We start from the raw sequence: 20,962 nt of genomic DNA, 5'->3' as shown, positions 1-20,962 counted from the left end.
AGGATAGCAAAGGGCCGCAGCCACGGCCATCGTCCGGACAGCCAGCTTTTGCGAGCCGCGAAATACGATAGACTCGTCGCCAGTCAATACGCCGCCCCGGCGTCTTCGTCTGTCATTCAGCCCATCGATGCGCTATTCGGTCGAAATCAGAAAGTTTTTCTACAGCCAGTACTTTTTCGGCGGCCTGCGGATCGCGGTCGGCGTGTCGCTGCCGGCCGTGTTGTGCCTGATCGTGTTTCACAACCGCGAGCTTGGCTTCACGATCTCGACGGGCGCGCTCGGTGCGTGCGTGGTCGACATGCCGGGCCCGCTGAAGTACAAACACAACGAAATGCTCGCGTGCAGCGTGATCGGCTTCCTGGCCGCGCTCGCGACCGGTCTCGCGACCCCGAACATCTTCGCGCTGTGGCTCACGATCGTGCCGCTCACGTTCGTGCTGTCGCTGATCGTCGTCTACGGCAACCGCTGGCCGCAGATCAGCTTCGCGACGCTGTTCATGATGGTGATGACGCTCGAGGAGAAGTTCACGCCGCTGCAGGCGTTCGTCAACGCCGGCTGGATTCTCGCGGGCGGCCTCTGGTACACGTACTGGGCCACGCTCGTGTCGCAATGGCAGGCGCGCCGAATCGAGCAGCAGGCGCTGGCCGAAAGCCTGTTCGCCTGCGCCGACTACCTGCTCGCGCGCGCGCAGTTCTACGACCTCGACGCCGATCTCGACGAGTGCTACCGCAATCTCGTCGCCCGGCAGATCACCGCGGTCGAAACGCAGGAAACCGCGCGCGACATCGTGCTGCGCAACCTGCCGAAGCTGCGGCGCGGCAAGCTCGATCCCGGCCGCACGACGATGTACAACCTGTTCATCAACAGCGTCGACCTGCACGAGCTGTTCGTCGGCGCGCACACCGACTACCCGCTCGTGCGCAACACGTTCGGCGGCTCGGACCTGATCATTTTCTATCGCGACCTGATCCGCAAGGCCGCAGCCGATCTCGAGGAGGTCGGCCTCGCGGTGCTCGAAAACCGCGCGCCGCATTCGCACATCAGCGTGAAGGCCGAGCTGCGCGCGATCGAGTATGAGATCGAGTTGATGCGCAAGAAAAACTTCGCGGCCACCCACGCGGAAGCCTATGCGGCCGTGGTCGCGACGTTCCGGCGCATCTGGAGCGCGACGCGCCTGATCGACCGGATGCGCCGCAACCTGTCGGGCCACGCCGATCCGCAGCAAACCGAACTGAAGATCGACAAGGCGCTCACGCGCTTCCTGCAGCGCCGCCGCATGTCGCCGCTGCTGATCTTCTCGAACCTGAACATGCGCTCGCCGAGCTTTCGCCATGCACTGCGCGTGACGATCGCAGTGGCGGTCGGCTTCTGGATCGGCCGGCTGCTGCCGCTCACCAACGCGTACTGGATCGTGATGACGACCATCATCATCCTGAAGCCCGGCTATTCGCTGACCAAGCAGCGCAACGCGGCGCGTATCGTCGGTACGCTGATCGGCTGCGCGGCGAGCGTCGCGCTGATCTACACGGTCAAGGATACGCACCTGCTGATCGCGATCATGTTCGGGTCGATGGTGATGAGCTACAGCCTGCTGCTGTTCAACTATGCGGCGAGCGTCGTGTTCACGTCGTCATACGTGCTGCTGATGTTCCACCTGCTCGCGCCGGGCAGCATGCGGATCATCGGCGAACGCGCGATCGACACGGTGGTCGGCTGCATGATCGCGATCGCCGCGAGCCGGCTGTTCCCGTACTGGGAATACCGGCTGATGGGCAAGCTCGTCACCGACATGTTGACGTCCACCCGCAAGTATTTCGAGGCCGTGTGGCGTGCCGGGCGCGGCATGTCGCCGCCGGTGCCGGTGCCGACCGCCGACGGTGCCGCCGTCGTCGCGGGCGTCGCCGCCGCGATCGAATCCCCGACGGCCAGCCTCGACGACGACTACCGCTACCGCCTCGCCCGCAAGGACGTGCACATCGCGTTCGCGAACCTCGGGCAGGCGTTCCAGCGGATGATGATCGAGCCGAAGGCGCACCAGCGCTTCGTGCCCGAACTGAACGACCTGCTCGTGCAGACGCACGTGCTCGGCGCGCAGATCACGGCCGCCGCGCCGCTGATCCGCAGCGCATGCGCGGCCGACGGCGGCCTCGTCCACGACGATGCGCTGCAGCGCGGCCTCGCCGCGGTGCTCGACAATCTCGAGAAGGCCGAGGCCGGCGAGCCGCCGCCCACCGACCAGCTCGAAGCGTCGAAGCAGATCACGCGCGATCTCGATGCGATGGTCGTGTCCGCGGAAAAATCCGATGCAGTCGGCGCCGAGCTCACGCACGACCTGAAGGTGCTCGCGCACCAGTGCAAACAGATGCTCGCGTCGTCGCTGCTGATCCGCAAGGATGCGAGCGTGATCCGCCTGCCGGCCTGACCTCCGGCTGTCCGCGCCGGCAGGCCGGCCCGCGCACGACGCGGCTCGGCCACCGGCGCGCCTCGATTCAACGATCCCCCGAAGCATGCTCCACCGCTCCATGCGGCGCGCGCATTCAGCGCGCGACCGCCCCACGCCCCGTTCCGCTCGCCGCGCCAGTCAGGGAATACCCGATTCCGGTCACCGGGTCCGGCTTGTTATCATTCGTTCACATTCAAGTTGTATAGACAACTTGGCGCACTCGAACCGGCCCCGCTCGCCAGGTTCGTCGCATAACGATATCGGAGACTCGATGAAAAACTTGCAGCGCCACCTGAGCGCGCGGCACATCCGCTTTCTCGCGCTGGGCTCGGCGATCGGTACGGGCCTGTTCTACGGCTCCGCGTCCGCGATCCAGCTTGCCGGCCCGGCCGTGATCCTCGCGTACATCCTGGGCGGCGCGGCCGTCTACATGGTGATGCGCGCGCTCGGCGAGATGGCCGTGCGCGAACCCGTCGCCGGCTCGTTCGGCCACTACGCGACCGAGAACCTCGGCCCCTTCGCGGGCTTCGTCACCGGCTGGACCTACACGCTCGAAATGGTGATCGTCGCGATCGCGGACATCACCGCGTTCGGCATCTACATGGGCTTCTGGTTTCCGGACGTCCCGCAATGGATCTGGGTGCTCGGCGTCGTCGCGATCATCTGCGGGCTGAACCTGTGCCACGTGAAAGTGTTCGGCGAGCTCGAATTCTGGCTGTCGATCATCAAGGTCGGCGCGATCGTCGCAATGATCGGCGGCGGCGTCGCGATCCTGCTGACCGGCATGCACTTCGGTCATTCGGCCGACTTGCCGACGTTCGCGAACCTGTGGAACCACGGCGGCTTCTTGCCGAACGGCATCGGCGGGCTGATCGCGTCGCTGTCGGTGGTGATCTTCGCGTACGGCGGGATCGAGGTGATCGGGATGAGCGCCGGTGAGGCGAAGGACCCGGAACGCGTGATTCCGCGCGCGATCAACGCGGTGCCCGCACGCATCCTGCTGTTCTACGTGCTGACGATGGTGGTGCTGATGTCGATCAGCCCGTGGACGGGTGTCGGCAGCGACGGCAGCCCGTTCGTGCAGATCTTCTCGGCGCTCGGCGTGAAATCGGCCGCGACGATCCTGAACCTCGTCGTGATCAGCGCGGCGATCTCGGCGATCAACAGCGACATCTTCGGCGCGGGCCGGATGATGTTCGGGATGGCGCGGCAGGGTCAGGCGCCGCGCGTGCTGATGACGACATCGCGCCACGGCGTGCCGTGGGTCACGGTGCTCGTGATGGCCGGCGCGCTGCTGGTGGGCGTGCTGCTCAACTACCTGATGCCGAAGGACGTGTTCCTGGTGGTCGCCGCGATCGCGACGTTCGCGACCGTGTGGGTGTGGCTGATGATCCTGCTGTCGCAGGTGGCGATGCGTCGCCGCCTGTCGAGTGCCGAAGTCGCCGCGCTGAAGTTCAAGGTGCCGCTGTGGCCCGTCGCGCCCGCGCTGACGATCGCCTTCATGGGCTTCGTGATCGTGATGCTCGGCTGGTTCGAGGATACGCGCGTGGCGCTGTATGTCGGCGCGGCATGGCTCGCGCTGCTCGCGGCCGTGTTCTACGCACGGATTCGCCCGAAATTCGCACCTGCGTCACGTTGACGCACGGCGGACTGGCCGGTGCGGCGCGCCGGTTCCGACGCGCCTTCCGATGTCCCGGTTCCGCGCGGCGCCCGTCGCGCCGGACGCCGCGGATCGACTCCCGTGGCATGCCCCGCACGCGACCCGATCAGGCCGCGTAGCGGCGCGTCAGTGCGACGCCGCGCTCGCGGCCTCGGCCGGATGGGCCTCGTCGTACGCGTGCTTCTGCGAAATCGCGTTGTACAGGATCGTCCCGATCACGAGCAGCACGGCCACGACGATCAGGATGCTCACGTTGCGGACAGGGTTCTTCTTGCGCTGATCGTTCATGGTCGGTGCGGCTCCGTCAAATTCGTCGAAGCGGGCATTCTACGCGCTTGCGCCCACACTGCACCGCCCCGTTCGCCGCCCTCCGGCCCCGGCTTCTCCTCCGCTTTCCGTCAGCTTTCGATTGTTAATCGTTCCCATTTCGATCTAGAATCCAAAGTCTTTCATTTTGTAATGTTTCGGGTCGCTCGGGCGGCAGGCGCGCCCCGGAACGCTCCCTCGTCCACCTGCCGCACCGGAGTCTTCATGTCGAATCCGCGCACCCGCCTGCTGCCGCTCGCCGGCGCCCTCGCCGCCGCCGCAGCAGCCTTCGCGCCGCTTGCCCACGCGGCCGAGGAAGTGAGCCTGTACACCACCCGCGAGCCGAAGCTGATCCAGCCGCTCATCGACGCGTTCACGAAGCAGAGCGGCGTCAAGGTCAACACGGTGTTCGTGAAGGACGGCCTGCTCGAGCGCGTGAAGGCGGAAGGCGCGCAGTCGCCGGCCGACGTGCTGATGACGGTCGACGTCGGCAACCTGCTCGACCTCGTCGACGGCGGCGTCACGCAGCCGGTGCGCTCGAAGGTGCTCGACGACGCGATTCCCGCGAACCTGCGCGCCACGAACGGCGACTGGTACGCGCTGTCGCTGCGCGATCGCGTGCTGTACGTCGAAAAGGACCTGAAGGTCGATGCGTTCCGCTACGAAGATCTCGCCGATCCGAAATGGAAGGGCAAGGTCTGCATCCGCTCGGGCCAGCATCCGTACAACACCGCGCTCGTCGCGGCGATGATCGCGCACGACGGCGAGGCCGCGACCGAGACATGGCTGCGCGGCGTGAAGGCGAACCTCGCACGCAAGGCGACCGGCGGCGACCGCGACGTCGCGCGCGACATCCTCGGCGGCATCTGCGACGTCGGCCTCGCGAACGCTTACTACGTCGGCCACATGAAAAACGCCGAACCGGGCAGCGATGCGCGCAAATGGGGCGACGCGATCAAGGTCGTGCGGCCGACCTTCGCGAACGCGAAGAGCGGCGGCACGCACGTGAACATCAGCGGCGCGACGGTCGCGAAGCACGCGCCGCACAAGGCCAACGCGGTGAAACTGCTCGAATATCTCGTGTCGCCGGAAGCGCAGGCGCTGTATGCGCAGGCGAACTACGAATACCCGGTGCGCGCGAACGTGAAGCTCGACCCGGTGATCGCCAGCTTCGGCACGCTGAAAGTCGATCCGCTGCCGCTGGCGGACATCGCGAAGCATCGCAAGCAGGCGAGCCAGCTCGTCGACAAGGTCGGCTTTGACAACTGACGCATCGCCCGCCCGCGCCTGCCGCGAGCCGAGCGGCCTGCGCCTGCGGCCGCGCGCGGGCAGCCTGTGGCTGCTCGCGGCGCTGACGATCGCCGCGGCGGTCGCGGCGCCGCTCGCGGTGCTCGTGGCCGCCGCCTTCGACGCCGATCTCGCGCACTGGCGGCATCTCGCGGAATTCGTGCTGCCGCAGGCGCTCGTCAATACGCTGCTGCTGCTCGCCGGGGTCGGCACGATCGTGTCGATCGTCGGCACCGGCTGCGCATGGCTCGTCACCGCCTACGATTTTCCCGGCCGCCGGACCCTGACCTGGGCACTGCTGCTGCCGCTCGCGGTGCCCACCTACATCGTCGCGTTCGCGTATCTCGATCTGCTGCATCCGATCGGCCCCGTGCAAGGCGCGATCCGCTGGCTGCTCGGCTTCGACAGCCCGCGCCAGTTCCGTCTGCCCGACCTGCGTTCGCTGCCCGGCGCGATCTTCGTGCTCGGCTTCGTGCTGTATCCGTATGTCTATCTGAGCACGCGCGCGATGTTCGTCACGCAGTCCGCGAGCCTGCTCGAGGCCGCGCGCACGCTCGGCGCGGGCCGCCTCGCGACGTTCTGGCGCGTCGTCGTGCCGCTGGCCCGCCCGGCGATCGCGGTCGGCGTGAGCCTCGCGCTGCTCGAAACGCTGAACGATATCGGCGCGTCGGAATTCCTCGGCGTGCAGACGCTGACCGTGTCCGTCTATACGACGTGGATCACGCGCTCCGATCTCGCCGGCGCCGCGCAGATCGCGCTGGCGATGCTCGCGATCGTCGTCGGCATGATCGCGCTCGAACGCTATGGGCGCCGCCGCCAGCGCTACGCGCACGGCCGACGCATGCGGCCGATCGCGCCGCGCCGCCTGACCGGCGCGGCCGCGCTGGGCGCCGCCGTGCTCGGCTGGCTACCCGTCCTGCTCGGCTTCGGCGCGCCGGCCGCGTACCTCACGGTCGAAACGGCCAAGCGGCTGCACCTCGTCGGCGGCATCTCCGCGCAATTGATGACGGGGCTCGCGAACACGCTGACGATCGCGACCGCCGCCACCGTCGCGACGCTCGCGTGCGGACTCGTCGTCGCGTGGGCCGCCCGCGCGCAGCGCGACAGCGCCGGTGCGGGCCCTGCCCGCCTGTGCGCGCGGATCGCGAGCCTCGGCTACGCGGTGCCAGGCACCGTACTCGCGATCGGCCTGCTGATTCCGTTCGCGGCGGCCGACCGGCTGTTCGGCGCGGCGCTCGGCCGCGACGGGCTGCTGCTGATGGGTTCGGCGACCGCGCTCGTGATCGCCTATACCGTGCGTTTTCTCGCGATCCCGGCCGGCGGCATCGAGGCCGGCCTCGCGCGCATTCCGCCGTCGCTCGAACAGGCCGCGCGCTCGCTCGGCGAGACGGCCGGCGGCACGTTGCGCCGCATCCACCTGCCGCTGTTGCGGCCCGCGCTCACGACGAGCGCGCTGCTGGTGTTCGTCGACGCGATGAAGGAGCTGCCGGCCACGCTGCTGCTGCGTCCGTTGAATTTCGACACGCTCGCGACCTGGCTGTATGCGGAAGCCGCGCGCGGCACCTATGAAGAAGGCGCGGTCGCCGCGCTCGCGATCGTGCTGGCCGGGCTCGTGCCCGTGATCCTGCTCGCCCGCACCCGCCACAAGATCGGAGCCTGACACCGTGAACCTGCTCGAACTCGACGACCTCTGCGTCGCCTACGACACGCCGCACGGCCGCCGCACCGTGGTCGACGGCCTGAGCCTCGCGCTGCCGCGCGGCGACATCGGCTGCCTGCTCGGCGCGTCCGGCTGCGGCAAGACCACCGTGCTGCGCGCGATCGCCGGCTTCGAACCCGTGCGCATGGGGCGCATCGTGCTGGACGGCACGCCGGTCGCGGCGCCGTCGCTCGACGTGCCGCCCGAGCGGCGGCGCATCGGCATGATGTTCCAGGATTACGCGCTGTTTCCGCACCTGAGCGCGGCCGACAACGTCGCGTTCGGCCTGCGGCGCATGCCGAAGGCCGAACGGCGCCTGCGCATCGCGGAGATGCTCGACCTCGTCGGCCTAGCCGATTCCGGCGACGCGTATCCGCACGAACTGTCGGGCGGCCAGCAGCAGCGCGTCGCCCTCGCACGCGCCCTTGCACCGTCGCCGGAATTGCTGCTGCTCGACGAGCCGTTCTCGAATCTCGACGTCGATACGCGCGAGCGGCTCGCGTTCGAGCTGCGCGACATCCTGAAGCACACGGGCCACACCGCGATCCTCGTCACGCACAATCAGGCGGAAGCGTTCGCGATCGCCGACCGGATCGGCGTGATGAAGGACGGCCGGCTCGCGCAATGGGACACGCCGTATGCGCTGCACCATCATCCGGCCAGCCCGTTCGTCGCGGATTTCGTGCGCCGCGACGCGCTGGCCGACGAGCGCGCACGCGCGCTGGCGCGCGGCCGCTGAAGCCGCGCGGCCGACGCGGCGGCAAGCCCGTCAGGCCGGCTCGGCCAGATCGCGCACGGGCAGCGCGGTCGAATACTTGATCTGCTCCATCGCGAACGACGAACTGACGTCGAACAGCGGCACCGTGCGAATCAGTTGCTTGTAGACGCGGTCGTAATCGTCGATGCCGGCCACCACCACGCGCAGCAGGTAATCGGTCTCGCCGCTCATCCGGTACACCTCGACCACTTCCGGCATGTCGCGCACCGCCTGCGTGAAACGCTGCGCCCATTCCTCGGTGTGCTGGTTCGTGCGGATCGCGACGAACACGGTCGTGCCGACCCCGAGCTTGCGCGGATCGCACAGCGCGACCTGCGCGCGAATCGCGCCGGTTTCCTTCAGCCGCTGCACGCGCTTCCAGCACGGCGTCTGCGACAGGTTCACGCGCTGCGCCAGCTCCGCGATCGGCAGCGTGGCATCCGCCTGCAGCAGCTCCAGCAGCTTGCGATCGATGGCGTCCATTTCTCCATTCCCTCGTCGATAGAAATTTATTCTATTCATCCTGCCCAACGGGGAACAATATGAAAAGTGTCTCGGCACGTCGACCGGTGTAAATACCGATCCGCCACGCGCTCGCCGCCCCAAATGAAACAGGCGACGCCACCCGCGAGGGGTGGCGTCGCCTGACATCGTCGCGCGTCGCGGCTTGCACGCCGCGCCCGGGCCGGCGCTCACACGCCGCCGGCCGCCACGCCGATCAATACGCGACCGTCGCGATTTCGCGCACGAAGCTGTCCTGCTCGAGCGCGTCGACGAACGCGACCGCGTAGTCTTCCGCCGAGATCTTGCTGTTGCCCTGCGCGTCCACGATCAGCTTGCCGACGCCGGTGCGGAACGTGCCCGTGCGCTCGCCCGGCGCGATCAGCGCGGCCGGCGCGAAGAAGGTCCAGTCGAGATCGGTGACCGTCTTCAGGTAGTCGAATGCATCGCGGTGCGCGAGCGCCTGCGGCTTGTACGCGTCCGGAAAACCTTCGGTGTCGACGAGTTGCTTGCCCGGCGCGACTTCGAGCGAACCGGCGCCGCCTACCACGACGAGCCGCTTCAGGCCGGCCTGGCGCGTGCCGGCGACCAGCGCCTTCGCGGCCGCGACGACCTGCGCCGCATCTTCCTGCTTCGGGCCGTACGCGCTTGCGACGACGTCATGGCCCGGCAGCGCGGCGGCGATGCTGGCCGCGTCGAACAGGTCGGCCGCCTTCGCGGTGATGCCGTCGCCGGACGCGCCCGGATGGCGCGACAGCGCCGTGACGCGGTGGCCGCGTCGCACGGCTTCCGCCGCGATGCGCGAGCCGATCGTGCCGGTGGCGCCGAACAGCGCGATATTCAACGAACGTTGCGTCATATCGATTCTCCAGTAATGAAAATATGTAACACAGTTAATTACACATAAGACCGAAAAAAACGGGGCGAAGCCCCCGTTGCGCCGATCGCCGCGCGTACGCGCCGTCCGGCTTCCTGCCCTGCCCGCCGTCGGTCACCCCCCGGCGCGCGCCGCCCGTTGCGTGCGCTGCTCCCGATCCAGCATGTCGGCCGTCACGTCGACCAGCGTGCGCGTGGCGAGCGAAGCCTCCATTGCGCGCTGCGCGTCGCCGATATAGCCGGTCAGCACGCCCTGGATGTGCCGCCCGACGAGACACGCCGGATTCGGCGCCTCGCGGTGCAGCGCGAACAGTTGCGCATCGTCGACCGCGCGATACACGTCGAGCAGCGTGATCTCACCGGGCTCGCGCGCCAGCAGCGCACCGCCGCCCGCGCCGAGCTGCGACGTGGTCAGGCCCGCGGCCGCCAGCATCGACAGCAACCGGCGAATCAGCGCCGGATTCGTATTCACGCTGCCCGCGATGATGTCGGACGACAACGGCACGCCTTCCTGCATCGACAGCAAGGCAAGCACGTGAACGGCAAACGCGAACCGGCTGCTGGTATTCATTCCTGACTCACTCGGCGACGCCGGCCCGACCCGCAACCGGCGACTTGTGTAACCATCATAATTACATTTTGCGAATCGTGCAAGCCCGCGTCATTCGCCGCTCGCGGATTTCGCCCCCGCGGCGTTCTGCTGGCTCCACTGCTGGAGTTTCTTGCCGGCTTCGGCGATCTTCGCGCCCGCTTCGGAAGCCGCATGCGCGACGACCGCGGACGCCGCCGCGTCGATCTGCGCCTGCGCGGCCGATGCGAGGCCGCTCGCGGACAGCGGCGGCACGGCCGACGCCGCGGACGCGATGCCGGCCTTCGCCGCGTTAATCTGTTGATTGACGGTGCTCGCCACCTGGTCGAGCGCCTTGGCCGCATTGTTCGCGGCATCGGCGGCCGCGCTCGCGGCCGTATCGGGTTGCGCGGCCGGCGTGCCGGACTTCTCGCAGCCCGCGAGCAACAGCAGCGCACCGGCGGCCACGGCCGCCAGCACGGACCCGGGCACACGACGCGCCCGCGATGTCTTCATGTTCATCAGCAATCTCCGGCCGCGCGTGGCGCGACCTCGTGGTTGGACCGGTGTCGATGATACCGCCTGTGGAACAGGCCAAATAACGACCCGTCATTAAAAATGCCTTTCAATTTCGGATTCGTCTGATTCAATCGCACGCGCCACGCCTCTAAAGTGGGCACGCTTCAATCCGCTTCGTACGTGTCCCCCTTTTCCTCGTTATGGCTTTCCTCGTCGACTGGCTCATCGCCCTGGCCGCGCTGCTCGCCGCCACCCTCTTCCTGTGCCTGCGTGCGCCGTCGGCGCGCCGCCTCGCCGAATCCGGGCGTCCGCGCCGCATCGCCTGCGCGCGCTTGCTCACGCAGGCCGTGATCGGGTTCTGGACCGCGGCACTGATCGTCGCGCAAGGCATCCTCGGCGCCGACGCCGACGGCCAGTCCCTCGCGGGCTTCGCGGCGCTTGCCTTCGCCGCGCTCGGGCTGGCGACCGTCGCCGCCTACTGGTCGGCCTGCGCGCTGCGGCTGCGCCGGCCGCCCGCGCTGTTCGCACGCCACTGACGCGCCAGATCGGTGCGTGATACCGCATCGCCGCGCACCGCCTCGTTCATCGTACGCACCAGTTCAGCACGTCTCGCACCAGCTACGTGCAATCGACGCGCCCCTCGAGCGGCGTCGATCACGCTTCGATCCCGTGCACGATTCACCGGAATGCCGCATGGCGCGGCATCCAGGCACCAATTCCACGCAATCGTTCACCAGGTTGGCTCGATATTTGCATTCCTTGCCCGTTTTTTGCGCAAGGAAGCCACGGCATGGATGGTCTGAAATCCGGCGTCGACACACTGTTCCTGTTGATCGGCGCCGTCATGGTGCTCGCGATGCACGCGGGCTTCGCGTTTCTCGAACTCGGCACGGTCCGCAAGAAGAACCAGGTCAACGCGCTCGTGAAGATCCTGGTCGACTTCTCGGTGTCGACGCTCGCGTACTTCTTCATCGGCTACACGATCGCGTACGGCGTCGAATTCTTCGACGACATCGGCACGCTGTCGCAGCACAACGGCTACGCGCTCGTCCGCTTCTTTTTCCTGCTGACGTTCGCGGCGGCGATCCCGGCGATCGTGTCGGGCGGCATCGCGGAGCGCGCGAAGTTCAACCCGCAACTCGTCGCGACGCTGATCATCGTCGGCTTCATCTATCCGTTCTTCGAAGGGATCGCCTGGAACGAGCGCTTCGGCGTGCAGGCCTGGCTCGCGCACGCGTTCGGCGCGCCGTTCCACGACTTCGCGGGCTCGGTGGTCGTGCACGCGTTCGGCGGCTGGGTCGCGCTGCCGGCCGTGCTGCTGCTCGGCGCGCGCCACGGCCGCTATGCGAAGGACGGCCGGATTGCCGCGCACCCGCCGTCGAACATCCCGTTCCTCGCGCTCGGCGCGTGGGTGCTCGCGGTCGGCTGGTTCGGCTTCAACGTGATGAGCGCGCAGACGCTCGACAAGATCAGCGGCCTCGTCGCGGTGAACTCGCTGATGGCGATGGTCGGCGGCACGCTCGCCGCGTGGATGGCCGGCCGCAACGACCCGGGCTTCACGTACAACGGGCCGCTCGCGGGCCTCGTCGCGGTATGCGCGGGCTCCGACGTGATGCACCCGATCGGCGCGCTCGTCACGGGCGCCGCGGCCGGTGCGCTGTTCGTCGCGATGTTCACCTGCGTGCAGAACCGCTGGCGCATCGACGACGTGCTCGGCGTGTGGCCGCTGCACGGGATGTGCGGCGCACTCGGCGGCCTCGCGGCCGGCGTGTTCGGGCTGCCGGCGCTCGGCGGCCTCGGCGGCGTGTCGTTCCTGTCGCAGCTCGTCGGCACGCTCGGCGGCATCGCGATCGCGACCGCGGGCGGCACGCTCGTCTACGGCGCGCTGAAGGCGACCGTCGGCCTGCGTCTCGATCGCGAAGCCGAATTCGACGGCGCCGACCTGTCGATCCACCGCATCTCGGCCACGCCCGAGCGCGATTGAGCGCAAACGCTTGCGATCGGCGTCCGCCAGCTCACCTGACGGACGCCCGACGCCTCATTACGTTTTCGATTCAAAAAACTTTCATCTAGCGTCCTTACACTTCCGTCCAGTTTTCAATATGCCTTCGCGAAGCTTGCCGCTCGCCCGCTTCGCGAAGGCCATTCTTCCAACAACCGAAACTGGACTCCACATGCCCGCGTTGCCCAATGCTTCCCGTCGTCAGGCCCTGAAGATCCTCGCCGGCGCGCCGATGCTGCCCCTTTCCGGCCTCGCGCTGCCGGCCCTGCTGACGGGTTGCGGCGGCGACGACGATCCCGCGTCCACGCCGGCGCCGGTCGCCGCTGCCTATACGTCGGCGGCATTCTCGGCGATGACCGCGCCGACGCTCGACAACGCGGCCGCGATGGCCACGACGACGGTCGGCTCGACGCTGTCGGTGTCGTTCTCGGACGGCTCGTCGCGCAACTTCAAGCTCGCGTACAAGCCGTTCTTCGTGACGGGCGACATGGTGCCGGACGGCAACGGCGGCACGACGCTCGCGGGCGGCTACTACGACATCAACAACCAGCCGATCATCGATCGCTCGGTCGCCGGCAAGGAACGCCAGTTCTATTCCGACTGCCCGGACGGCAGCTCGCTGCTGACGCTGAAGAACGCGAACGTCCCCGGCGTGAAGGGCAACACGGTGTTCGCGGTCGTGCAGTTCGAATACACGACGCGCGACCAGGCGAGCGCGTCGCAGTACGGCCAGCTGCCGTCGCCGATCGCCGTGCTCACGCTCGACCAGGACCCGGCCACCGGCGCGCTGAAGGTCGTGAAGTACCACAACGTCGACACGTCGAAGGCGCACGGCCTGTGGATCACCTGCGGCGCGAGCCTGTCGCCGTGGGGCACGCACCTGTCGAGCGAGGAATACGAGCCGGACGCGACGAAGGCCGCGACCGATGCGCAGTTCAAGGCGTTCAGCAAGAACACGTTCGGCGACGAGACGAAGGCGAACCCCTACCACTACGGCCACCTGCCCGAGATCACCGTGAATCCGGACGGCACCGGCACCGTGAAGAAGCACTACTGCCTCGGCCGCATCTCGCACGAGCTGATCCAGGTCATGCCGGACCAGCGCACCGTGATGATGGGCGACGACGCCACCAACGGCGGCCTGTTCATGTTCGTCGCCGACAAGGCGGCCGACCTGTCGGCCGGCACGCTGTACGTCGCGAAGTGGACGCAGACGTCGTCCGCCGGCGCCGGCACCGCGACGCTGACGTGGATCAAGATCGGCCACGCGACCAGCAGCGAGATCGAGACGCTCGCGAACACGCTGAAGGCGTCGGACATCATGGACCTGGTGACGACCGATCCGAACGATGCGAGCTACACGAAGATCCACTTCGGCGGCAAGTTCAACTGGATGCGCGTGAAGCCGGGGATGGAGAAAGCGGCCGCGTTCCTCGAGACGCACCGCTACGCGGCGCTGCTCGGCGGCAGCATGGCGTTCACGAAGCTCGAAGGCACGACCGTGAACGCGAAGGACAAGATCGTCTACACGGCGATGTCGCGGATCGAAACGTCGATGGTCAAGGGCAACGCGGTGTCGCGCGACGTCGCGGTCGACAAGAAGATCGCCGCGGGCGCCGTCTACGCGCTGAACCTGAAGGCCGGCCAGCGCGACACGACGGGTGGCGCGATCGACAGCGAATGGGTGCCGGTCGACATGGGTGCGCCGGCCGCGCTGGTCGGCGAGGATCTCGCCGCGGCCGACGCGCTCGGCAACCTCGCGAACCCGGACAAGATCGCGAACCCGGACAACCTGAAGTTCTCCGAAAAGCTGCGCACCCTCTTCATCGGCGAAGACTCGGGCATGCACGTGAACAACTTCCTGTGGGCCTACAACGTCGACACGAAATCGCTCTCGCGCGTGCTGTCGTGCCCGGCCGGCGCCGAATCGACGGGCCTGCACGCGGTCGACGAGATCAACGGCTGGACCTACATCATGAGCAACTTCCAGCATGCGGGCGACTGGGAATCGCCGCTGCACGACAAGGTCAAGCCGACGCTCGACCCGCTCGTGCGCGCGAACTACAAGGATCGCTTCGGCGCCAGCGTCGGCTACCTGACGGCCGAGCAGACCAGCATCAAGCTCGCGAAGGGCTGATTCCCACGCGAGGCGGAGGCGTTGCTCCCTTGACCGGGCGCCTCCGACCAGGCGTCGTTTCTTCATCACCGTTCATTCGTCGGCGCTCCACGCCGTTTCACGCGCGATGCCCACTGCGGGCGTCGCGCTTTTTTTTGCGTGCGGGGATCGTGAGAGCGGCGCACAACGCACCTGCAAGCAGGCGCGAAGCAGCCCTGGACAGACGTTTGCGGCGATCGGGGGATAATACGGGCCTGACGCGTCCGGACGGACGGTCGGAACGACAGGCAAAAAAAAGCGCCACGGAGACCGTGGCGCTAAAAAAGTTCTAGCCATTCCGAGGGCCGTGCTAGAACCTGAGAGACTGCGCGAAACATCGTTGCCGGTTAAACTCTTGAAACGATGTTTCGAAAACGTGAGACATTCTTTCCGTTTCCGCCCGACAAGTCAAGCGGTATTTGCACCGGTTCATGCACTTTCCAGCAACGCTCATTTGAGCGTTTTCCTAATAAACCAAGGGTGAACCCGTAAAATCGCATCGAATGACCGGTTCACCCGCGGAACATGCATCCTTTGACAATAGTCCTACAATACCAACAAAATTGAAATCGAGTTTCGGAATTAGAGAGAATCCCTCGTGTCGACAACTGTAACCTCTCCCGCGTCGCGGGACCGTGAATCGTCGCCCGACGAGATCACCGCCCTCGCCCGCGGCCTCGCCGTGCTGCGCCGCATCGCGGCTGCCGACGCCCCCGTCAGCAATCGCGAACTGACCGAATTGACCGGCATCCCGAAGCCGACCGTCTCGCGCATCACCGCGACGCTCGTCAGCGCCGGCTTCCTGTTCCAGTTGCCCGACAGCGAGCGCTTCGTGCTGACCGCGTCGGTGCTCGAACTGAGCCACGGCTTCCTGCGCAACTTCGACATCCGCGCGCGTTCGCGGCCGTTCATGATCGAACTGGCCGAACGCACGTCGCTGTCCGTGCACCTCGCGGTGCGCGACCGGCTCGACATGGTCGCGATCGACGTGATCCGCCCACGCTCGGCCGTGCTCGTCACGCGCCTCGAGATCGGCTCGCGGATGGACATCGCGCGTACGGCGGTGGGGCGCGCGTACCTCGCCGCGCTCGAGGACGACGAGCGGCGGCAACTGCTCGAGTCGCTGCGCACCACGGCCGGCGACGACTGGCCGCACGTGTCCGCTCGCCTCACGCCCGCGCTCGACGAAGCGATGCGCGACGGCCACGCGATCGCGATCGGCGAATGGCGCGAGGGCCTGAATGCGGTCGCCGCCGGGTTCGTCGGCCCGTCCGGTCAACGCTATTCAGTGAATTGCGGCGGCGCGGCGCACCAGTGTCCGCCCGAATGGCTGCGGGAACAGGTGGTGCCGGCGCTGCAGGAATGCATCGCGAAAATCACCCGCGAAATCGGCGGCGCGCCGGCCCGGCGCGTCGGCGTGTAATCGTTTCGTCATCGCCGTGTCGCGTTCTGTAACGACCGTAACCCGTTGAAAGATAGACCGCTGGACTGTAACGGGGACGGCACGTAGGATCATGCCCATCGTCGCGCCGCATTCGCGGTGCGCACCGCTCTTTTCCCGCGGATCGGCGGGGCCCCGGACCGAGCCGGGCCGCCCCGTCCCGTCACCCGCACGCCCACGCGCAGCCCAGCAGTCCGATTTTCCGGCCCGCCGCGCCGTCTTCCTGACAGAACACGATGGATAACGAACAAAAGCCCACGCCCCCTTCGAAAGACTCCGCGCCCGCCGCTGCACGGCGCCCGCGCCGCACGCTGCTGATCGGCACCGTCGCGGTCGTCGTCATCGGCGGCCTGCTGTGGTGGCATCCGTGGAACCGCACGCCCGCGACAGGCAGTTCGGCGCAAGGCGCGGGCGCCAGCGCGGCCGCAGGCAGCCATCGCGGCCGCGGCGGCCCCGCTGCAATGGCGAACGTTCCGCAGCCGGTGCAGGTCGCCCCCGTGACGCAGGGCGAGATGCCGATCGTGCTGTCCGCGCTCGGCACCGTCACGCCGCTCGCGAACGTGACGGTCAAGACGCAGTTGTCGGGCTACCTGCAGTCGGTGTCGTTCCAGGAAGGCCAGATCGTCAAGAAAGGCGACGTGCTCGCGCAGATCGACCCGCGCCCGTACCAGGTCGCGCTCGAGAACGCCGAAGGCACGCATGCGCGCGACGCGGCGCTGCTCGCGACGGCCCGCCTCGACCTGAAGCGCTACCAGACGCTGCTGTCGCAGGACTCGATCGCGTCGCAAACCGTCGATACGCAGGCATCGCTCGTCAAGCAATACGAAGGCGCGGTGAAGACCGACCAGGCCGCGATCGATTCCGCGAAACTCAATCTCACCTATGCGCGCATCACGGCGCCGGTCTCCGGCCGCGTCGGCCTGCGCCAGGTCGACCCCGGCAACTACGTGACGCCGGGCGACACCAACGGCATCGTCGTGATCACGCAGTTGCAGCCGATGAGCGTGATCTTCACGACGTCGGAAGACAACCTGCCGCAGATCCTCAAGCAGGTGAACGCCGGCCAGAAGCTGTCGGTCACCGCCTACAACCGCAACAACACCGTGCCGCTCGAAACGGGCTCGCTCGCGACGCTCGACAACCAGATCGACACGAGCACCGGCACGGTCAAGCTGCGCGCGAACTTCGATAACAAGGAAGGCATGCTGTTCCCGAATCAGTTCGTGAACACGCGGCTGCTCGTCGACGTGATGCGCAACGCGACGATCGTGCCGACCTCCGCCGTGCTGACGGGGTCGATCGGCCAGTTCGTCTATGTCGTGAAACCCGACAACACGGTGACGGTGCGCAAGGTCACGGTCGGCCCGGTCGACGGCGAACGCACGAGCATCGTCAGCGGCGTGACGCTCGGCGAGCGCGTGGTGACCGACGGCTCGGACCGTCTGCGCGAAGGCTCGAAGATCTCGATTCCGGCCGACAAGCCGAAGGGCGCATCGGGCGCGCGCGGCGCAGGGGCCGCATCGGGTGCATCGGCTGCGTCCGGTGCCGGCGGCCATCGCGGCGGACACCGGCACGGCGCGTCGCAAGCCGCGGCCCCCGCGGCCCAGTAACGCGCGGGCCGCTCGATGAATCCATCCCGCCTCTTCATTCTCCGGCCGGTCGGTACCGCTCTCCTGATGGCGGCGATCATGCTGGCCGGCCTCGTCGCGCTGCGCTTCCTGCCGCTCGCCGCGCTGCCCGAGGTCGACTACCCGACGATCCAGGTCCAGACCTTCTACCCGGGCGCGAGCCCGGAAGTGATGACGTCGTCGGTCACCGCGCCGCTCGAACGCCAGTTCGGGCAGATGCCGTCGCTGAACCAGATGTCGTCGCAAAGCTCGGCCGGCGCGTCGGTGATCACGCTGCAGTTCTCGCTCGACCTGCCGCTCGACATCGCCGAACAGGAGGTGCAGGCCGCGATCAACGCGGCCGGCAACCTGCTGCCGTCCGACCTGCCCGCTCCGCCGATCTACGCGAAGGTGAACCCGGCCGATGCGCCGGTGCTGACGCTCGCCGTCAAGTCGAAGACGCTGCCGCTCACGCAGGTGCAGGATCTCGCCGACACGCGCCTCGCGATGAAGATCTCGCAGATCGCGGGTGTCGGCCTCGTCAGCCTGTCGGGCGGCAACCGCCCGGCGGTGCGAATCCAGGCGAACCCCACCGCGCTCGCGAAGTACGGGATGAACCTCGATGACCTGCGCACGACGATCTCGAACCTGAACGTCAACACGCCGAAGGGCAACTTCGACGGTCCGACGCGTGCGTACACGATCAACGCGAACGACCAGCTGACGAGCGCCGACCAGTACAACAGCGCGGTCGTCGCGTACAAGAACGGCCGCCCGGTGATGCTGACCGACGTCGCGACGGTCGTCGCCGGCTCGGAGAACACCAAGCTCGGCGCGTGGGTGAATTCGGACCCGGCGATCATCCTGAACGTGCAGCGTCAGCCGGGCGCGAACGTGATCGCGACCGTCGACGCGATCAAGGCGCAGTTGCCGAAGCTGCAGGAAACGCTGCCGGCCGCGCTCGACGTCGAGATCGTCACCGACCGCACGACGATGATCCGCGCGGCCGTGCGCGACGTGCAGTTCGAGCTGCTGCTCGCGGTCGCGCTCGTCGTGCTGGTGATGTACCTGTTCCTCGCGAACGTCTACGCGACGATCATCCCGAGCCTGTCGGTGCCGCTGTCGCTGATCGGCACGCTCGCGGTGATGTACATGGCCGGCTTCTCGCTGAACAACCTGTCGCTGATGGCGCTCACCATCGCGACCGGTTTCGTCGTCGACGACGCGATCGTGATGATCGAGAACATCGCGCGCTACGTCGAGGAAGGCGAATCGGGGCTCGAGGCCGCGCTGAAGGGCTCGCGGCAGATCGGCTTCACGATCATCTCGCTGACGGTGTCGCTGATCGCGGTGCTGATCCCGCTGCTGTTCATGGGCGACGTGGTCGGGCGCCTCTTCCATGAATTCGCGATCACGCTCGCGGTGACGATCGTGATCTCGGCGATCGTATCGCTCACGCTCGTGCCGATGCTGTGCGCGAAGCTGCTGCGCCACTCGCCGCCGCCCGAGAGCCACCGCTTCGAGGCGCGCGTGCACCGCGCGATCGACTGGGTGATCGCGCGCTACGCGGTCGCGCTCGAATGGGTGCTGAACCGCCAGCGCTCGACGCTCGTCGTCGCGCTGCTGACGCTCGGGCTGACCGCCCTGCTCTATGTCTACGTGCCGAAGGGCTTCTTCCCCGCGCAGGACACCGGCGTGATCCAGGCGATCACGCAGGCGCCGCAGTCGATCTCGTACGGCGCGATGGCCGAACGCCAGCAGACGCTCGCGGCCGCGATCCTGAAGGACCCGAACGTCGACAGCCTCACGTCGTTCATCGGCGTCGACGGCAGCAACATCACGCTGAACAGCGGCCGGATGCTGATCAACCTGAAGGCGCGCGACGAACGCACCGAAACCGCCGCGCAGATCATCCGCGACCTGCAGCAGCGCGTGTCGAACATCACCGGCATTTCGCTGTTCATGCAGCCGGTGCAGGATCTGACGATCGACTCGACGGTCAGCCCGACGCAGTACCAGTTCATGCTGACGAGCCCGAACTCGGAAGAGTTCGCGACCTGGGTGCCGAAACTCGTCGCGCGGCTGCAGCAGGAGCCGTCGCTCGCCGACGTCGCGACCGACCTGCAGAGCAACGGCCAGTCGGTGTACATCGAGATCGACCGCGCGAGCGCCGCGCGTTTCGGCATCACGCCGGCGACCGTCGACAACGCGCTGTACGACGCGTTCGGCCAGCGCATCGTGTCGACCATCTTCACGCAGTCGAACCAGTACCGCGTGATTCTCGAATCGGAGCCGAAGGAGCAGCACTACGCGCAATCGCTGAACGACATCTACCTGCCGTCGGCCGGCGGCGGCCAGGTGCCGCTGACGTCGATCGCGTCGTTCCACGAGCGGCCGTCGCCGCTGCTGGTCGCGCACCTGTCGCAGTTCCCGTCGACGACGATCTCGTTCAACCTCGCACCGGGCGCATCGCTCGGCGAGGCCGTCAAGGCGATCGAGGCCGCCGAGAAGGACATCGGGCTGCCCGGCTCGTTCCAGACGCGCTTCCAGGGCGCGGCGCTCGCGTTCCAGGCGTCGCTGTCGAACCAGCTGTTCCTGATCCTCGCGGCGATCGTCACGATGTACATCGTGCTCGGCGTGCTGTACGAGAGCTACATCCACCCGATCACGATCCTGTCGACGCTGCCGTCGGCCGGCGTCGGCGCGCTGCTCGCGCTGATGATCACCGGGCACGACCTCGACATCATCGGGATCATCGGCATCGTGCTGCTGATCGGCATCGTGAAGAAGAACGCGATCATGATGATCGACTTCGCGCTCGAGGCCGAACGCGTCGAAGGCAAGCCGCCGCGCGAGGCGATCTATCAGGCCTGCCTGCTGCGCTTCCGGCCGATCCTGATGACGACGCTCGCCGCACTGCTCGGCGCGGTGCCGCTGATCGTCGGCTCCGGCGCGGGCTCCGAGCTGCGCCAGCCGCTCGGGATCGCGATCGCCGGCGGCCTGATCGTGTCGCAGGTGCTGACGCTGTTCACGACACCCGTGATCTACCTCGGCTTCGATTCGCTCGCGCGCCGCGTACGCGGCTGGTTCGAGCGGCACGGGCCGGGCGCCGATGCAGGCAAGCACACGGGTGCATAACCG

Annotated in this window: 16 protein-coding genes; 11 read left to right on the top strand and 5 right to left on the bottom strand. The window is 67.5% G+C overall.

Translation table 11 applies throughout. The annotated features are described in order from the left end of the window. Positions 1–127 precede the first annotated feature (127 nt). Both JMF86_RS05675 and JMF86_RS05670 read left to right on the top strand, forming a co-directional pair. Positions 128–2,422, top strand: a complete 2,295-nt coding sequence (locus tag JMF86_RS05675; RefSeq protein ID WP_011545013.1) for an FUSC family membrane protein — start codon at positions 128–130, stop codon at positions 2,420–2,422. 292 nt (positions 2,423–2,714) lie between these two features. After that, positions 2,715–4,082 carry an amino acid permease gene (locus JMF86_RS05670; RefSeq protein WP_011545012.1) on the top strand — a complete coding sequence of 456 codons (1,368 nt, stop codon included), beginning with the start codon at positions 2,715–2,717 and terminating at the stop codon, positions 4,080–4,082. Positions 4,083–4,229: 147 nt separating this feature from the next. Here the strand turns inward: JMF86_RS05670 and JMF86_RS05665 are convergent, their stop codons facing one another. Next, the gene (locus JMF86_RS05665) at positions 4,230–4,391 is read right to left on the bottom strand and encodes a hypothetical protein (RefSeq protein WP_006476417.1); all 162 of its coding nucleotides are present in this window, start codon (positions 4,389–4,391) and stop codon (positions 4,230–4,232) included. A 243-nt stretch (positions 4,392–4,634) separates the two neighbouring features. On the opposite strand from JMF86_RS05665, the gene JMF86_RS05660 reads away from it, so the two are divergent. The 3 genes from JMF86_RS05660 to JMF86_RS05650 are packed head-to-tail and all read left to right on the top strand — an operon-like array spanning position 4,635 to position 8,134. Beyond that, the gene (locus JMF86_RS05660) at positions 4,635–5,678 is read left to right on the top strand and encodes a Fe(3+) ABC transporter substrate-binding protein (RefSeq protein ID WP_011545011.1); all 1,044 of its coding nucleotides are present in this window, start codon (positions 4,635–4,637) and stop codon (positions 5,676–5,678) included. Further along, complete coding sequence (locus JMF86_RS05655) at positions 5,668–7,356, top strand: iron ABC transporter permease (protein ID WP_011545010.1); 1,689 nt, start codon at positions 5,668–5,670, stop codon at positions 7,354–7,356. The genes JMF86_RS05660 and JMF86_RS05655 overlap by 11 nt, the downstream gene beginning before the upstream one ends. A gap of 4 nt (positions 7,357–7,360) precedes the next feature. Beyond that, entirely contained in the window at positions 7,361–8,134 is a 774-nt protein-coding gene (locus tag JMF86_RS05650) for an ABC transporter ATP-binding protein (RefSeq protein WP_011545009.1), read from the top strand. A 30-nt stretch (positions 8,135–8,164) separates the two neighbouring features. Here JMF86_RS05650 and JMF86_RS05645 read toward each other — a convergent pair whose 3' ends face one another. From JMF86_RS05645 to JMF86_RS05630, 4 genes are all read right to left on the bottom strand, one after another. Next, the gene (locus JMF86_RS05645) at positions 8,165–8,635 is read right to left on the bottom strand and encodes an Lrp/AsnC family transcriptional regulator (protein WP_006484401.1); all 471 of its coding nucleotides are present in this window, start codon (positions 8,633–8,635) and stop codon (positions 8,165–8,167) included. 235 nt (positions 8,636–8,870) lie between these two features. Further along, complete coding sequence (locus JMF86_RS05640) at positions 8,871–9,512, bottom strand: NAD(P)-dependent oxidoreductase (RefSeq protein ID WP_006476420.1); 642 nt, start codon at positions 9,510–9,512, stop codon at positions 8,871–8,873. Between the two features lie 132 nt (positions 9,513–9,644). Beyond that, positions 9,645–10,100: an Rrf2 family transcriptional regulator gene (locus JMF86_RS05635; RefSeq protein ID WP_011545008.1), complete on the bottom strand. Its 456-nt coding sequence runs from the start codon at positions 10,098–10,100 to the stop codon at positions 9,645–9,647. 90 nt (positions 10,101–10,190) lie between these two features. Then, entirely contained in the window at positions 10,191–10,619 is a 429-nt protein-coding gene (locus JMF86_RS05630; RefSeq protein ID WP_011545007.1) for a hypothetical protein, read from the bottom strand. Positions 10,620–10,816: 197 nt separating this feature from the next. Here JMF86_RS05630 and JMF86_RS05625 point away from each other — a divergent pair, with 197 nt between their 5' ends. The 6 genes from JMF86_RS05625 (at position 10,817) to JMF86_RS05600 (ending at position 20,959) form a co-directional block, all read left to right on the top strand. Next, entirely contained in the window at positions 10,817–11,152 is a 336-nt protein-coding gene (locus JMF86_RS05625; RefSeq protein ID WP_011545006.1) for a hypothetical protein, read from the top strand. A gap of 254 nt (positions 11,153–11,406) precedes the next feature. Continuing rightward, a complete protein-coding gene (locus JMF86_RS05620) occupies positions 11,407–12,600 on the top strand; it encodes an ammonium transporter (RefSeq protein WP_011694238.1) in 1,194 nt (397 codons plus the stop codon). 190 nt (positions 12,601–12,790) lie between these two features. Then, positions 12,791–14,755, top strand: a complete 1,965-nt coding sequence (locus tag JMF86_RS05615) for a PhoX family phosphatase (RefSeq protein ID WP_077177979.1) — start codon at positions 12,791–12,793, stop codon at positions 14,753–14,755. Positions 14,756–15,371: 616 nt separating this feature from the next. After that, positions 15,372–16,196, top strand: a complete 825-nt coding sequence (locus tag JMF86_RS05610; protein ID WP_011694236.1) for an IclR family transcriptional regulator — start codon at positions 15,372–15,374, stop codon at positions 16,194–16,196. Between the two features lie 254 nt (positions 16,197–16,450). Further along, positions 16,451–17,824, top strand: a complete 1,374-nt coding sequence (locus tag JMF86_RS05605; protein WP_011694235.1) for an MdtA/MuxA family multidrug efflux RND transporter periplasmic adaptor subunit — start codon at positions 16,451–16,453, stop codon at positions 17,822–17,824. 15 nt (positions 17,825–17,839) lie between these two features. Further along, a complete protein-coding gene (locus JMF86_RS05600) occupies positions 17,840–20,959 on the top strand; it encodes an MdtB/MuxB family multidrug efflux RND transporter permease subunit (RefSeq protein WP_011545001.1) in 3,120 nt (1,039 codons plus the stop codon). The last annotated feature ends 3 nt before the right edge of the window (positions 20,960–20,962 follow it).

Source organism: Burkholderia sp. E168m15, assembly GCF_016586105.1.
GTDB lineage: Bacteria > Pseudomonadota > Gammaproteobacteria > Burkholderiales > Burkholderiaceae > Burkholderia > Burkholderia orbicola.
Note: the sequence above shows the minus strand (reverse complement) of the source record. Positions and strands in the feature narration are given on the sequence as shown.

Coding starts and splice junctions, on each gene's coding strand:
- JMF86_RS05675 (WP_011545013.1), top strand. CDS start 128: ATGCGCTATTCGGTCGAAATCAGAAAGTTTTTCTACAGCCAGTACTTT.
- JMF86_RS05670 (WP_011545012.1), top strand. CDS start 2,715: ATGAAAAACTTGCAGCGCCACCTGAGCGCGCGGCACATCCGCTTTCTC.
- JMF86_RS05665 (WP_006476417.1), bottom strand. CDS start 4,391: ATGAACGATCAGCGCAAGAAGAACCCTGTCCGCAACGTGAGCATCCTG.
- JMF86_RS05660 (WP_011545011.1), top strand. CDS start 4,635: ATGTCGAATCCGCGCACCCGCCTGCTGCCGCTCGCCGGCGCCCTCGCC.
- JMF86_RS05645 (WP_006484401.1), bottom strand. CDS start 8,635: ATGGACGCCATCGATCGCAAGCTGCTGGAGCTGCTGCAGGCGGATGCC.
- JMF86_RS05640 (WP_006476420.1), bottom strand. CDS start 9,512: ATGACGCAACGTTCGTTGAATATCGCGCTGTTCGGCGCCACCGGCACG.
- JMF86_RS05635 (WP_011545008.1), bottom strand. CDS start 10,100: ATGAATACCAGCAGCCGGTTCGCGTTTGCCGTTCACGTGCTTGCCTTG.
- JMF86_RS05630 (WP_011545007.1), bottom strand. CDS start 10,619: ATGAACATGAAGACATCGCGGGCGCGTCGTGTGCCCGGGTCCGTGCTG.
- JMF86_RS05625 (WP_011545006.1), top strand. CDS start 10,817: ATGGCTTTCCTCGTCGACTGGCTCATCGCCCTGGCCGCGCTGCTCGCC.
- JMF86_RS05620 (WP_011694238.1), top strand. CDS start 11,407: ATGGATGGTCTGAAATCCGGCGTCGACACACTGTTCCTGTTGATCGGC.
- JMF86_RS05615 (WP_077177979.1), top strand. CDS start 12,791: ATGCCCGCGTTGCCCAATGCTTCCCGTCGTCAGGCCCTGAAGATCCTC.
- JMF86_RS05605 (WP_011694235.1), top strand. CDS start 16,451: ATGGATAACGAACAAAAGCCCACGCCCCCTTCGAAAGACTCCGCGCCC.
- JMF86_RS05600 (WP_011545001.1), top strand. CDS start 17,840: ATGAATCCATCCCGCCTCTTCATTCTCCGGCCGGTCGGTACCGCTCTC.